Below are 12,942 nucleotides of genomic sequence, written 5' to 3'. Positions count from 1 at the left end.
AACGCCTTGACCGCGCCGCAGGAAACAAAAGTATGGGGATCCGAATGCTTCCGGGGCTTCTCGCATCTGCCGGCAGGACAGCTGTGCCGCGAATCTCCGCGCGATCGGTGCTTCGACCGGTCCTGGCGCTGGGCCTCGCCGTCGCGCTCGCGGCCTGTTCCAGCCTGCCTCCGCAGATCGCCACACCGCCGACCACCGCCATCGGCGACTACGCGCAGACGCCTCTCGGCGCCATCACGCAGAAAGTGCTGCCCACCGACGGCCGCTCGGGCTTTCGCCTGCAGCCCTACGGCCCCAATTCGTTCGCCACCCGCATTGCGCTGACGAAACTCGCCACCCGCAGCCTCGACGTGCAGTACTACCTGCTGCAAGGCGACAACACCGGCCGCGCGCTGATGCGCGCGCTGCGAGATGCCGCCGCACGCGGCGTTCGCGTGCGCCTCCTGGTCGACGATCTCTACACCTCCGGCGAGGACGACCTGCTGCTTGGCTTGGCCAGCTACCCCAACGTCGAGGTTCGCCTGTTCAATCCGTTCCCCGGTGGACGCAGCAGCCTGGCCACCCGCTTCATCAGTTCGGGCTTCGAGTTCCGCCGCGTCAACCGGCGCATGCACAACAAGCTCTTCGTGGCCGACAACGTCGCGGCCGTGGCCGGTGGCCGCAACATGGCCGACGAGTACGTGATGAATGCCGAAGGCAGCAACTTCATCGACATGGACACTTTCGTGGCCGGGCCGGTGGTGCGCGACCTGTCCGCCGAGTTCGACCACTACTGGAACAGCGAGGTCGTGTACCCGCTGGAGCGCATCGCGCGCAGCACGCTGAACCGCGCGCAGCTGCAGGACCACTTCGAGCGCCGGACCGCGGCGGCGAAGCCGCCTGAGGCGGCCGAGATTCCGCTGGATGGCAAGCCGCTCCATCCGAGCCCGGGCGATCCGCCCCTGGTGCCGCTCGAACTCGTGCCCATGCTCAATCTTCCGTTCGAGCTGGCGAACGGCCAACTGAGTCCGCTGCTGTGGGCCAACGCGCGGGTGCTGTTCGATCCGCTGACGAAGACACAGGGGCTCAACGAGCGCGAAGGCTCGATCAAGGGCACCGTCACCGAAGGCGTCATCCGGTGGCTCATGACGGCCGACAAGAACATCAAGATGGTGTCGCCGTACTTCGTGCCGAGCGACGAGGCCGTGGCGAACCTCGTGCGGGCGCGCAAGGCCGGCCTCGGCGTGGAGCTGGTGACCAACTCGCTCGCATCGACCGACGAGCCCTGGGTCTACGTGGGCTACTGGCCGCACATCAAGGAGCTGCTGGCCGCGGGCGTCGCCATCTACGAGATCAGCCCCTCGCTGAGCGTGAAGCGGCGCAAGCTCGGCGTCTTCGGGCACCGCACCGGCGCGCTGCACATGAAGAACGCGATCCTCGACCACAAGGAGGTGTTCCTCGGCTCGATGAACCTCGACCCGCGCTCCGCGAGGCTCAACACCGAGCTGGGCATCATCATCCAGAGCGAGGAAATGGCGCGGCAGCTGGAGAGTTTTGCGGATGCGGGCAGCGCCTACACGCTGCGCCTGGGTGCCGATGGGCAGAGCGTCGAGTGGGTGGAGCAAGACGATGACGGCAAGCAGACGGTGTACGACGTGCCGCCGGAAACCACGGCCTGGCAACGCCTGCGGCTGCGCCTCTTGGCGCCGTTCATTCCCGAGCAGGAGCTCTAGAAGGTTCCGAGCGGCCAGGGCCCAAGGCCGGGCAAGTAGTGCGGAGGCGTCGATATGATCGGCGCAAGCAACCGCGGAGACCAGGCAATGCGCGCACACGGAAAGACAGTTTCTTCACTGGCTCACCTCGCAACCGCCTTGCTGCTCGCAGCCCTGCCGCTCAAGGCCGCGCTGGCCGATGAGCCCACCGCATGGCCCACCGCAGATTGGGCTACGAGCACTCCGGAAGCACAGGGCATGGACTCGGCAGCGCTCGCCAGGCTGATCGAACGCGGCGAGGCGAACAGCCTGGACAGCATTCTCATCACGCGCCACGGCCGGCTGGTCGCCGAGGCCTACTACGCGCCGTACCGCGCGGGCCTCAAGCACACGGTCAACTCCGTCACCAAGGCCGTCGTCGGCACGCTCACCGGCATGGCCATCCAGGATGGTTTGCTGGCCTCGCGCGACCAGCTCATGTTCGAGTTCTTTTCCGATCGCACGGTGGCCAACGCCGATGCTGCCAAGAAGTCGATCACCCTCGGCCACTTGCTCGACCAGACCTCGGGCCTTGACTGGAAAGAGAAGCTCGACGCCAGCGTGCCCGAAAGCATGATCCAGATGCGCCGAAGCCGCGACTGGCAGGGCTTCGTGCTCGACCGCCCGATGGCGCAGGCGCCCGGCAGCGGCTTCAACTACAACAGCGGCAACTCGCACCTGCTGTCGGCCATCGTCGCGAAGAAAACCGGCGGCAGCACACTGGCCTATGCGCAGAAGCGCCTGTTCGAGCCGCTGGGCATCGGCGACGTGCGCTGGATCAAGGACCCGCAGGGCATCGAAGCGGGTGGCTTCGGCCTCTACCTGCAGCCGCGCGACATGGCGAAGATCGGCTACCTCTACCTGCGCAAGGGCCAGTGGGCGGGCCGGCAGCTGCTGCCCGCCGAATGGGTGGAGCAGGTGTTCAAGGCTTCCGTCGACATGGGCTTCGGCGCGAAGCCGGCCTACAGCTACGCCAACGGCTGGTGGACCATTCCGGAGAAGCGCGCCTACATCGCGACGGGCTACAACCGGCAACTGATCATCGTGCTGCCCGAGGTCGATGTGGTCGCCGTGACCACGAGCCGAAGCAACTTCCGGATGGAGCCGCTCATCGACATGATCACCGCCGCCGCACGTTCGGCCACGCCGTTGCCTGCGGACAGCGCGGCACAGGCGCAACTGGCCGATCGCATCCGCGATGCAGCCGTCGAGAAGCCGAGCGCGGTCACGCCCGCACCCGAGCTCGCGGCAGCAGTCTCCGGCAAGGTCTGGCAGTTCGATCGCAACCTGCTGGGCATCAAGAGCCTGATGCTCGACCTGAAGGCCGCGACGCCGGGCTACGAGATCGTGTTCGACAGCAAGTACCCCGATGCGACCGCACAGCCGCTCGCGGGGCCGATCGGGATCGACGGACTTTTCCGCATCAACGACAAGGCCGCCAACGCGCCCGTCGCAGTCAAGGGCAACTGGCTCGATGCGCAGAGCTTTCGCATCGTCTCGCGCGAGCTGGGCGAAGACATGGTGGCGATGTACACCTTGCGCTTCGACGGACAGCGGGTGAACGTGGCCTTCGAGAACAACCGCGGCTTCAAGGCGCAGATGCAGGGCAGGGCGGCGGAGTAGCCGCGCGTGCGTTGTGTAGGCGGTCGCCTCAGGCCTGGTCAGGCGCCTTCGCACCGATCATCCAGCAGGCGGCCGTGAAGCGCACTTCGTCGCCATGCACGAACGGATCGAAGGCGGCACGCACGGTGCCGATGACCTGCCGGCGCGTCGCTTCGTCCATGTCCTCGAGAACCTGGCCGACAGCGCCGAGCCGCGTGAAATAGCCGACGAGATTCTTCTCGGGATAGGTGCAGCTCACATCGATCGGCTGGATGTCGATCTCGCCCCATCCGCTCTCCTGCAGGATGGAAGCGACCCGGTGCTGGTCCGCAAAGGCGAACTGCCCCGGCGCGCCCGGCTGGCGCACCGGCATGTTGGGCAGCAGCGGCGCCGCGGCGCGCTCGGCGGTGGTCATGTAGGGGTTCTCCGCGGCGCTTCGCCATGCGATGACCTGCAGCCGTGCATTGGCGCTCGATGCACGGCGCAGGTTCGCGAAGGCGGCCACGGGGTCGTCGAAGAACATGACGCCGAAGCGCGAAATCACGAGATCGAAACTCGCGGGCTCGAAGGCGTGGGTCTGCACATCGGCGCCGATGAAGCGGGCCGTCGAGCCTTCCCGTTCGGCGCGTTCGCGAGCGACCGCGACCATCGGCTCCGAGATGTCGACGCCGAGGCAGTTGCCCTGCGCGCCGGCTGCCCGTGCAGCGGCCAACGTGGTGCTGCCCGTGCCGCAGCCGACGTCGAGCACCCGCCGCGCGGACGTGGCGCGCACTGCGTCGACGAGCAGGTCTTCGAACGAACTGAACATCAGGTCGAGCGTCGCCTGTCCGTCGATCCAGGCGCGGCCTGCGCGCCCGTTCCAGAGTGCGCTCTGTTCGGTGGGATTCGCTTGTATGGCATTCATGGTGTCTGTTCCTTTGCATGCCCCGGGGAAAAGAGGCGAAGACTAGACTGTGCAACTTCAAGTCGACTTGAGGTCAAGCAGTGCGACATCTGGACATTGCCGAGGTGGCGCAGCAATCGGGCATTCCGGCCTCGACGCTGCGGTTCTACGACGAGAAGGGGCTGATCGTCTCGACCGGCCGGCGCGGGCTGCGCCGCCTGTTCGACCCCGGCGTGCTGGAGCGGCTGGCGCTCATCACTGTAGGCTGCTCCGCCGGTTTTTCGCTCGATGAAATCGCCCGCATGTTCGCACCGGAAGGCTCGCCACGCATCGACCGGCAGATGCTCTCCGCCAAGGCCGATGAGCTCGACCGCACCATCCACAAGCTGAGCGCCATGCGCGATGGCCTGCGCCACGCGGCTGTGTGCCCCGCGCCGAGCCACATGGAGTGCCCCACGTTTCGCCGCATCCTGAAGGCGGCCGGCTCGGGTGCCATCGGCGGGCGAAGGAAGAGGAAAACGCCTCACCCGCCGGGTAATTAATTCCTGACACAACCGTACCCGGGAACGAGGCGAAACTAGGGCGCTACTCAAGTACACAAACAAGGCCCCGCGCCCCTGCCTCGTCGCTCAGGAAAAAAATCTTGCTCTCCAAAGCCAAAGTCGCCCGCATCGCTCTCTCCGCTTCGGCCGCCGCCATCGGCAGCCTCGCCGCCTACTGGACCCTCCTTGCCACGCGGCAGGGACACATCCTCTTCAACGCCCGCAAGCACCCCGTCGTCCAGCTGTCGGACGACTTTTCCACCTACTCGCACACGGTGCCGGGCGGCATGGTCCGCGGGTATGTGTACCACCCGCAGGGCGAGGCGGCGGTGCAGGACCTGTTCATCTATTTCGCGGGTCGCAGCGAAGACGTTCGCGCCACCGCGCAGACGCTGCACTGGCTGCCGGAAGGTTTCGGCTTCGCGGCGATCAATTACCGCGGCGTGGCCGACTCGCAAGGGCACCCTTCGGAAATCGCCTCCGTCGAAGACGGCGCGCAGTTCGCAAAGCATCTGCGTCGAGCCTTTCCGAACGCGCGCCTGCATGTCGTCGGCCGCAGCCTAGGCACGGGCGTGGCGATCCAGCTCGTCGCGCGGCAGCCGTTCGAAAGCCTGCAGCTGGTGACGCCCTACGACTCGATGCTGGAGGTCGCGAAGAAGCGCTTCCCGCTCGTGCCGCTGTCGCTGCTGCTGCGCAACCGCTTCGACTCGCTCACGCACTGTGCGGAGGTGGCCGCGAAGACCCAGGTGCTGCTGGCAGAGCGCGACGATGTGGTGCTGCCGGAGCGCTCCGAAAAACTCATCGCGGCATGGCCGACGCCGGTGTCGGTGGCGACCGTTCCCGGGTCGGACCACTACAACATCATGGGTCTCGAAGAGACGTGGCTGCGGCTGATCGACTTTGCGTTGACGGCGATATTGCCGGAGCCGAAGGCGGCGTAAACAGGTGCACGTCGCGTCATGACCAGCACCACCACGAGCGAAGGAAAGAAGTCCTTCGTCATCAGATATCTGGGGCCATTGGTGCCGCTGGGTTTTGCGGCCGTTGGCGTGTGGATCCTCTTGTCCGGCGCATACACCTACCGCCCGGGGCGGACCAGTTCGACCGTCACGCTCCTGCCACCCGACTCCCACCTCGCGGGTCTTTTCTTCATTTCCCTCGGTGTGCTGATCGCGGCGTTCGGTGTCTCCGGCCGGAGGGAGCGATGGTTCTTCTGGGGTGGGCTGTCGGGGGCGCTGCTGTCCTTGGTCGTGGAGGGCACGCGGCAGATCTTGCGGATGGCCGTGTACGGTTAGCGGCAGCCCCGTGTCTTGCCCCCGAGGCTTCGGAGCAGATCGGCGCACGCATCGGAGCCACGGCAAACCCCGCTGGCGATCAAGCCCGTAACGGCGAGCATCGCAGCCGTGTGAACACCCACCGCCGCGAACGCCAGCATCAATGAATTGGATGCGGCGATCTGCTTGCCGGCTCCGTCTCCCATGCACAGCGGAATCAACGCCGGCACCAGCATCAACCCCGCTCCATGCGCGGTGGACATCATGAAAGACCAGAGCGCGAGCCCGGCATGCCCTGCCGGCGCACGCGCAGCCTTGGGCGTACGGCCCCACAGGTGAAGCACCGCGACCGCAACGAACAGTCCACCCGCCAGCACCTGCATCGCCGTGCGATCCATCGCCAGGCCGAACGCCACCGCGCCAGCCACCAGTGCAATCGATGCCGCATGCCCGACCGCGATCGGCATCAACGCCCGCAGCGCCTCTGCCCGATCCCCTGAGCGCACGCCCCAAGCGGCGGCCAGCATCCAGCCGGTGGCGGGGTTCAGCCCGTGAAGGGCGCCGACCCCCGCGACGGCGAGCCATGGCCAGAGGTCTGCGGCTGCCACGACATCATCTCCACGCGTTCAGTGGTTGCCGTGGTCGTCACCGTGGCAGCACGAACCCGCCGCCGGCTTTGCCGCAACCGGCTGCGGCTCGTACCGGTCGTGATGCCGCACCCAGTCCATCGCATACACCGGGTTGTGCTCGTCGCGCCCCTTGGGCGTGAGGTCGAGCAGGTTGTATGTGCCCATCATCACTTCGACGCCGCGCTCGTAGGTCGAGTAGGTGTGGAACACCTCGCCCGCATCGTCCCTGTAGAACACGCTGACGCCGGGCGCCTCCTGCGCGGGGAAGGGCCGCACGCTGTAGTTGTAGTAGACCTCGCCCTTGCCCTCGGCCCACTCCTGCGGCTTGAAGCTCACGCCGAAGTCGTAGTTGAAGTCGCTGTCGTGCGCCGACACCCACTTGAACTGCCAGCCCATGCGTTCGCGAAAGCGCTCGATCTCGGCCAGCGGCGCGCGCGAGACGACCAGCATCGTCACGTCGCGGTGTTCCAGGTGCACCTTCATGCCCGCGATGTGGTCGGCCATGTACGAGCAGCTCGGGCAGCCTTGCTCCCATTCCGGGCCGAGCATGAAGTGCTGCACCATCAGTTGGCGGCGACCTTCGAAGAGGTCGGCGAGCTTGCGTGGGCCCTCGGGCGTGTCGAAGGTGTAGTTCTTCTCGACGCGTGTCCACGGCAAGGCGCGGCGCTCGCGGGCGATCTGGTCGCGCAGGTGCGTCAGTTCCTTCTCGCGCGCCAGCAGCGCCTTGCGCCGGGCCAGCCATCGGTCCTTCGACACGACGGGATGGTTCTTCAGGCTGTTCGTTTCTGCAACGGCGGTGTTCATGGTGTGTTCTCCTTGCGTCGGTGGACCGCTCAGGCCTGTGTTCAGGCCCTGGCGGATCTCGGACGGCGCACGGCGCGGACTTTTCCGGTGCCGCCGCCACCGCAATAGAAGAGATCGGCCCCATCGGATTCGAGCCCGCTGATGTTCACGCCGCGCGGCATTTCCAGCCGCTCGAGCACGGCGCCGCTCACGGGGTCGATGTGGCGCAGTTCGCTCTCGTCGGCTTCCCAGGTGGCGTGCCACAGCTCGCCGTCGACCCAGGTCACGCCGGTCACGAAGCGGTTCGATTCGATGGTGCGCAGCACCGCGCCGGTGGCGGGGTCGATCTGGTGGATCTTGCGGTCGCGGTACTGGCCCACCCAGAGGCTGCCCTCGGCCCAGGTGAGGCCCGAGTCGGCGCCGTGGCCGGGCGCGGGAATCGACTTCAGCACGTCGCCGGTGGCGGGGTCGATCTTGTCGATGCGCTCCTCGGCGATCTGGTAGAGGTGCTTGCCGTCGAAGGCGGTGCCGGCGTCGGCGGCGCGGTCCAGTGTGCGGGTCTGTTCGCCGCTCTCGGGGTCGAAGGCGATCAGGCGGGCACCGGTGGCGGCCCAGACGCGCTGGCCGTCGTGCGTCACGCCGCCGACCTTGTCGACGCCTTCGAAGGGACCGTACTCGCGCACGACCTCGGCCACGCGCGGGGTGGGCTGGGGGCTGTCTTTCTTGCTGCTCATCGTTGACTCCTTGTGGGGAGGCACCGCGGATCGGCGCCTTGGAGACAACTTTATGCAATCGGCAGCGAAGAGGGGAGTAACAAGATCGTCGTGAATCCCGCGAGCGGCGGCGCGAGCCAGCGCTGCGCCCGCGCCCGTCCGATGGCGCGCACGCGCCCCTCGGCCTCCAGTTCGGCGAGCGCGCGCTGCACGGTGCGCTGGCTGGCGTCCAGGGCGAGCGCGAGGGCCGATGTCGACCACGCCGCACCGTCGGACAGCAGCGCCACCAGCGAGGCCTGTTCACCATCGATGGGCGGCACCAGCAGCACCACCTCGCGCCCGTCGTGCGGCTTGAGGGCGAAGCCGCGCACGGTGGCCTCGATGGCGGCCTGCGATGCGACGAGCGCGCGCAGGCGACCGATCTCGACGCGCAAACGCGCGCGCAGCGTTTCGTCGGGGTGGCGGGTGTTGAAGGCGTAGGCGATCAGCGCTTCGCGCTCGACATCGCCGGGCCAGGCCTCCGCGAGCGCGCGCGCCAGCGCGAACAGCACCGGCCGGCGCGAGAGTGGCCGCCATGCATCGCCGGCGCCCACGCCGCGACGGCAGGCGTCCACCACCAGCGCGTCCGAGGCCAGCAGCGCCGCGACCTCGTCCAGGCGCAGCGCCTGCTCGCCACCGGGAAAGAGCCGGCGTGCGGCGGGGCGGTCGAGCGCGGCCAGTGCTTCCGCCACCTCGGCGGCGAGCGCGGGCACGCGGGCGCGCCCGGCCGCTTCGTGGGCACGGGCGAGCGAGGCACGCGCGGGGCCGACGCGCAGCGAGCGCAACGCCAGCTCGGCCGCGGTGAGTTCGGCCACTGCCGTCAGCGGCGGCGGCAGCGCCTGCCCATCGAGCAGCGCCAGCGCAGCGGCAGCCTCGTCGAGGCGGCCGAGCAGCAGCAGCCGGCGCGCCGCGATGAGCCGCGCCTGCCGCGCGTTGGCGAAATCGTCATGCGCTTCCAGCGTGGCCGCGGCCGCCGCAAGTGCGCGTGGCGTGCCCCCGAGGTCGCGCATCGCCATCGCCACTTCGGCCTCGGCGACGACGCAGCGCGCACGCGCCAGCTCTTCGTGCGCGCCGAAGGCACGCGCGGCGCGGCGCAGCAGTTCGCGTGCGCGCGGATGTTCGCCAAGCTGCGCCATCGCGATGCCGCGCAGGGCCAGTGCGGGCGGATCGTCGCGCAGCGCGATGCGCTTGAGCGCGCCGAGCGCGTCCCCGGCGGCGAGGGCGCGTGCGGAGGCGGCGATCAGCGAGTCCATGGCGCCGAGGCTACACCGCCGGCGGTCGCCGTCGATCGACAGGTCTGGCCCCGGTGTCCGGCGGACAGGCTTCCTCCCGTCCTACACGCGCCGCGCGGCACGGTCCCCAGGATCGGCGCATGAACAAACTGATCCTTGTGGGTGCGAGCGTGGCCGCGTGGTGTTCGTTCGCCGCCGCGGAAGAGGTGAAGGTGCCCATCGACAACAGCGAGAAGGGCACCGTCTACGTGGCGCCCAACGTCAACTCGACCGAAACCTCGGCCTACACCAAGGGCGCAACCGTCGGCGTGCAGCGGCCCGACGGCAGCGGCACGTACATCGGCACCGACACTTCCATGCCGCGGCCCACCTACTCGCTCGGCGGGAGCACGGGCGGAAGCATGTCGTTCAACGGCGGCGTGACCTCCGACGGCAAGGCCAACAACGGGGTGAAGGCCGGCGTCACCATCAAGTACTGAGCGATCCGGTCCGGCGGATAGACTCCCTCGCACCATTGCATGAGGAGACCCTTGATGTCGATCGACACCCTCGCCACCTGGCACCGGCTCGTGAAAGAGCGTGACGTGAAAGGGCTCGATGCCCTGCTGGACGACGACGCCGTCTTCCTCTCGCCCGTGGTGCACAAGCCGCAGCTGGGCAAGGCCATCACCGCGAAGTACCTGGGCGCGGCCTTCCATGTCTTCTTCAACGAAACCTTCCGCTACGTGCGCGAGCTCAAGGGCGAGCGCGATGCGGTGCTCGAATTCGAGGTCGAGATCGACGGCATCTCCGTCAACGGCGTCGACATGATCAAGTGGAACGACGCAGGGCAAATCACCGAGTTCAAGGTGATGCTGCGGCCCCTGAAGGCCGTGAACCTGATCCACGAGAAGATGGGCGCGATGCTGCAGGCCGCGTCGTCCCTGTCCTAGCCTTCTTCAGACCATCGTGCCGTACACAATGAACCCGTCGTGCGTGGCCACCTTGTCGTAGAGCGTGCGCCCGGCCGTGTTGGTCACATGCGTCTGCCAGTACACGCGGTGAGCGCCCACGCGCTGCACATGCGCGTACACACCTTCGATCAATTGCCTGCCCACGCCCTGGCCGCGTTCCGATGACAGCGTGAACAGGTCCGACAGGTAGCAGTTCGGCTCGATGCGCGTCATGCTGCGGTGAAAGAGGTAGTGCGTGAGCCCCACCAGCCGGCCGTCGCGCTCCGCGACAAGCGCATGCACAGGCTCATACGCATCGAAGAAGCGCTGCCACGTGACCTGCGTGATCTCGTCGGGCAGCGCAGTCGGGCCCTCGCGGCCATAGAAGGCGTTGTAGCCGTCCCAGAGCGGCTTCCAGCCCGCGTAGTCGCCGGGCACCGGTGGGCGGATGAGGAGAGAGGAAGAAGAGGTCGTCGTCATGCACCGGATTGCAACACGACCCGGCCCCTGCCTTCAATCGGCTTGCTACTTCTCGTCGCGCAGCCAGTACCACTTGTAGAGCGCGCGCTGCCCGATGCGCCGAAACGGCGCGAACGCGCGCGACTCCACCAGCCCCATCACGTTCGGGAACGGCAGCGGCGAGTGATAGATCGGCAGCTCGAACACGTCCTGCCCCGCGTCCTTGCCCGCCACGCGTTCGGCCAGCCGCTTGCCCGCCCATGTCGAGAACGACACGCCGTTGCCGCCGTAGCCCACCGCGTACCAGATCTTCTTGCCCGCATCGGGCTGCGTGATGCGCGGCATCATGTCGTGGCTCATGTCGACCCAGCCCCACCACGAGTAGTCGATGCGGATGTCGGTGAGCGGCGGAAACTTGCGGGCGATCGCGTCGGTCAGCAGCTTCAGGTGCACCGGGTCTTCGGCATCCGCGCCACTCACCGCGCTGCGGCTGCCGATCTGCAGCCGGTTGCCCTTGAGCAGCCGGTAATAGAAGCGCAGCGTGCGCGTGTCCGTCAGGAAGGTGTGCGACTTGAAGTTGGTCGCGGCCAGCTCCGCATCGCTCAGCGGCCGCGTCACCACCGAGTTCGAGAGGATCGGCATGATCCGGTTCTTCAGCATCGGGCTCAGCGCCTGCCCCGTGTAGCCGCCGGTGCACACCGCCACGCGGCGAGCGCGCACCGTGCCGGCGGGGGTGCGCAGGTGGTGCACGCCGTCGATGGTGTGCCAGCCCTGTACCGGGCTCGAGGTGTGCACCGTCACGCCCAGCGCGCGCGCCCGGCGCATCAGCCCGAAGGTGAACTTCAGCGGATGGATGCCCACGCCCTCGGCCTCGAACATCGCGCCCTTGGCCTCGCGCTCGTCGCAGTAGTCGCGCCGCAGTTCCTCGGTGCCCATCATGCGGGTGGCGTAGCCGAAGGTCTCGCGCATCAGGCGAGCCTCGGCTTCGAGGCCAACCAGCTTCTCGGGCCGGTGCGCCAGGTAGAGATGGCCGCCGTCGAAGGCATCGCAATCGATCTGCGTCGTGAGGTGGCGGAAATTCTCGAAGCCTCTGCGGATCTCGGCATCGAGCTTCTTCGCGGTGTCCAGGCCCCAGCGTTCGATCCACTGCGAGCGTTTGAGTCGCCCGCTCGCGTTCTGGCCCTGTCCGCCGCTGCGGCTGGAGCATCCCCACGCCGCCTGGTTGGCTTCGAGCACCGTGGCGCGGATGCCGTGCTCCTCTGCGAGGTAGAGCGCGGTCGCCATGCCCGTGGCGCCCGAGCCGATGATGGCCACGTCCACGTCGATGTCGTTCAGCAAGGGCCCGTCGTCTTCGGGCGGCGTGCCGGCGCTGGCCACCCACCAGGTGGGCGCGTAGGCGCGGCCGGCGCCGGGGTCGGCCGCGAGCAGCGGGTCGTATTGCGGGTCGTAGGGGCGGAACGGGTCTTGCGGTGGTTGCATGGGGGCGGCGCCGTCGATGGTCGCGGCGCTGGCGTCACTGGTGAATCGGGTGGTCCCTGCTGCGATGGTCATGAGAGGGCTCCAGGTGAGGAAGGTGGGCCGTTGCCCGCCTTCGTGCTTGCTCGGTTGCTTGTTGCGCTACGTCGCCGCCGGCAGGTTCGGCCGGGCCTTGCGGAACACGTTCTTCAGGTGGATCTTTCCGTCCCTGAAGGTGAAGACGTCGATGCCGTCGGTCTCGATGCGGCTGCCGTCGGCGGCGGTGCCGGTGAAGGTCCATTGCGAGGTGCCGAAATCGCCGTGCACGAAGTGCCGGCCATTGATCCAGTGCGCATCGGGCACCGCCTGCCAGGCACCCGCGAAAGCCTTGCGCACGGCCTCCGTGCCCACGTGGCGGGTGCCGCAGGCATCGGGGCCTGCAGCGGTCTGGAAGATGCAGTCCGGCGTCATGAAGCCCATCAGCGCATCGATGTCGTGGCGGTTCCAGGCGTCGCTGAAGGCGGCGAGGGTGTCAGTGGTCACTGAAGAGGAAGAAGGCTGGGCGGTCACGCGGGGAACTCCGGACGGAAGTAAGTGAATGGCGCAAGCCTAGGCAGCCGGGTGGCGGCGCGATAGGTCCAGATGGGGGGATTCGACCGAGCCAGAGCG

General features: G+C 67.8%; 15 protein-coding genes. 7 read left to right on the top strand and 8 right to left on the bottom strand.

Annotated elements, in window-relative coordinates; genetic code table 11:
• Positions 1-107 precede the first annotated feature (107 nt).
• Together NU688_RS13895 and NU688_RS13890 are read left to right on the top strand one after the other, a co-directional pair.
• Entirely contained in the window at positions 108-1,712 is a 1,605-nt protein-coding gene (locus tag NU688_RS13895) for a phospholipase D family protein (RefSeq protein ID WP_257861247.1), read from the top strand.
• Positions 1,713-1,799: 87 nt separating this feature from the next.
• A complete protein-coding gene (locus NU688_RS13890) occupies positions 1,800-3,353 on the top strand; it encodes a serine hydrolase (RefSeq protein WP_257861246.1) in 1,554 nt (517 codons plus the stop codon).
• 28 nt (positions 3,354-3,381) lie between these two features.
• Here the strand turns inward: NU688_RS13890 and NU688_RS13885 are convergent, their stop codons facing one another.
• Positions 3,382-4,236: a class I SAM-dependent methyltransferase gene (locus tag NU688_RS13885; RefSeq protein ID WP_257861245.1), complete on the bottom strand. Its 855-nt coding sequence runs from the start codon at positions 4,234-4,236 to the stop codon at positions 3,382-3,384.
• Positions 4,237-4,316: 80 nt separating this feature from the next.
• On the opposite strand from NU688_RS13885, the gene NU688_RS13880 reads away from it, so the two are divergent.
• The 3 genes from NU688_RS13880 (at position 4,317) to NU688_RS13870 (ending at position 6,052) form a co-directional block, all read left to right on the top strand.
• A complete protein-coding gene (locus tag NU688_RS13880) occupies positions 4,317-4,757 on the top strand; it encodes a helix-turn-helix domain-containing protein (protein ID WP_257861244.1) in 441 nt (146 codons plus the stop codon).
• Positions 4,758-4,858: 101 nt separating this feature from the next.
• A complete protein-coding gene (locus tag NU688_RS13875) occupies positions 4,859-5,698 on the top strand; it encodes an alpha/beta hydrolase (RefSeq protein ID WP_257861243.1) in 840 nt (279 codons plus the stop codon).
• Between the two features lie 18 nt (positions 5,699-5,716).
• Positions 5,717-6,052, top strand: a complete 336-nt coding sequence (locus tag NU688_RS13870; protein WP_257861242.1) for a hypothetical protein — start codon at positions 5,717-5,719, stop codon at positions 6,050-6,052.
• Here NU688_RS13870 and NU688_RS13865 read toward each other — a convergent pair.
• Genes NU688_RS13865 through NU688_RS13850 form a run of 4 tightly spaced genes read right to left on the bottom strand, consistent with a single transcriptional unit; the run spans position 6,049 to position 9,448 of the window.
• Positions 6,049-6,639: a hypothetical protein gene (locus tag NU688_RS13865; RefSeq protein ID WP_257861241.1), complete on the bottom strand. Its 591-nt coding sequence runs from the start codon at positions 6,637-6,639 to the stop codon at positions 6,049-6,051. The genes NU688_RS13870 and NU688_RS13865 overlap by 4 nt on opposite strands.
• An 18-nt stretch (positions 6,640-6,657) precedes the next feature.
• A complete protein-coding gene (locus NU688_RS13860) occupies positions 6,658-7,464 on the bottom strand; it encodes a DUF899 domain-containing protein (protein ID WP_257861240.1) in 807 nt (268 codons plus the stop codon).
• Between the two features lie 41 nt (positions 7,465-7,505).
• Positions 7,506-8,177 carry a hypothetical protein gene (locus NU688_RS13855; protein WP_257861238.1) on the bottom strand — a complete coding sequence of 224 codons (672 nt, stop codon included), beginning with the start codon at positions 8,175-8,177 and terminating at the stop codon, positions 7,506-7,508.
• A gap of 50 nt (positions 8,178-8,227) precedes the next feature.
• A complete protein-coding gene (locus tag NU688_RS13850; protein ID WP_257861236.1) occupies positions 8,228-9,448 on the bottom strand; it encodes a helix-turn-helix domain-containing protein in 1,221 nt (406 codons plus the stop codon).
• A gap of 119 nt (positions 9,449-9,567) precedes the next feature.
• Here NU688_RS13850 and NU688_RS13845 point away from each other — a divergent pair, with 119 nt between their 5' ends.
• Together NU688_RS13845 and NU688_RS13840 are read left to right on the top strand one after the other, a co-directional pair.
• Complete coding sequence (locus NU688_RS13845) at positions 9,568-9,906, top strand: hypothetical protein (protein WP_257861234.1); 339 nt, start codon at positions 9,568-9,570, stop codon at positions 9,904-9,906.
• Positions 9,907-9,960: 54 nt separating this feature from the next.
• Positions 9,961-10,359: a nuclear transport factor 2 family protein gene (locus NU688_RS13840; RefSeq protein ID WP_257861232.1), complete on the top strand. Its 399-nt coding sequence runs from the start codon at positions 9,961-9,963 to the stop codon at positions 10,357-10,359.
• Between the two features lie 6 nt (positions 10,360-10,365).
• On the opposite strand, the gene NU688_RS13835 is transcribed toward NU688_RS13840, so the two are convergent.
• The 3 genes from NU688_RS13835 to NU688_RS13825 all read right to left on the bottom strand — a co-directional run bounded on the left by NU688_RS13835 (position 10,366) and on the right by NU688_RS13825 (position 12,843).
• Complete coding sequence (locus NU688_RS13835) at positions 10,366-10,839, bottom strand: GNAT family N-acetyltransferase (RefSeq protein WP_257861230.1); 474 nt, start codon at positions 10,837-10,839, stop codon at positions 10,366-10,368.
• 45 nt (positions 10,840-10,884) lie between these two features.
• On the bottom strand, positions 10,885-12,297 hold the full coding sequence (locus NU688_RS13830; protein ID WP_257861856.1) for an FAD-binding oxidoreductase: 1,413 nt from the start codon (positions 12,295-12,297) through the stop codon (positions 10,885-10,887).
• Positions 12,298-12,435: 138 nt separating this feature from the next.
• Positions 12,436-12,843, bottom strand: a complete 408-nt coding sequence (locus tag NU688_RS13825; protein ID WP_257861229.1) for a nuclear transport factor 2 family protein — start codon at positions 12,841-12,843, stop codon at positions 12,436-12,438.
• Positions 12,844-12,942: the final 99 nt, after the last annotated feature.

Origin of the sequence: Variovorax sp. ZS18.2.2, assembly GCF_024701975.1 — a bacterium.
Lineage (GTDB): Bacteria > Pseudomonadota > Gammaproteobacteria > Burkholderiales > Burkholderiaceae_C > Variovorax.
This window is presented reverse-complemented; position numbering and strand designations above follow the sequence as displayed.

Bases quoted from the DNA above. Each gene is read 5' to 3' on its own strand.
- NU688_RS13850 (WP_257861236.1), bottom strand. From the start codon at position 9,448: ATGGACTCGCTGATCGCCGCCTCCGCACGCGCCCTCGCCGCCGGGGAC.
- NU688_RS13830 (WP_257861856.1), bottom strand. From the start codon at position 12,297: ATGCAACCACCGCAAGACCCGTTCCGCCCCTACGACCCGCAATACGAC.
- NU688_RS13890 (WP_257861246.1), top strand. From the start codon at position 1,800: ATGCGCGCACACGGAAAGACAGTTTCTTCACTGGCTCACCTCGCAACC.
- NU688_RS13870 (WP_257861242.1), top strand. From the start codon at position 5,717: ATGACCAGCACCACCACGAGCGAAGGAAAGAAGTCCTTCGTCATCAGA.
- NU688_RS13845 (WP_257861234.1), top strand. From the start codon at position 9,568: ATGAACAAACTGATCCTTGTGGGTGCGAGCGTGGCCGCGTGGTGTTCG.
- NU688_RS13835 (WP_257861230.1), bottom strand. From the start codon at position 10,839: ATGACGACGACCTCTTCTTCCTCTCTCCTCATCCGCCCACCGGTGCCC.
- NU688_RS13860 (WP_257861240.1), bottom strand. From the start codon at position 7,464: ATGAACACCGCCGTTGCAGAAACGAACAGCCTGAAGAACCATCCCGTC.
- NU688_RS13840 (WP_257861232.1), top strand. From the start codon at position 9,961: ATGTCGATCGACACCCTCGCCACCTGGCACCGGCTCGTGAAAGAGCGT.
- NU688_RS13855 (WP_257861238.1), bottom strand. From the start codon at position 8,177: ATGAGCAGCAAGAAAGACAGCCCCCAGCCCACCCCGCGCGTGGCCGAG.
- NU688_RS13885 (WP_257861245.1), bottom strand. From the start codon at position 4,236: ATGAATGCCATACAAGCGAATCCCACCGAACAGAGCGCACTCTGGAAC.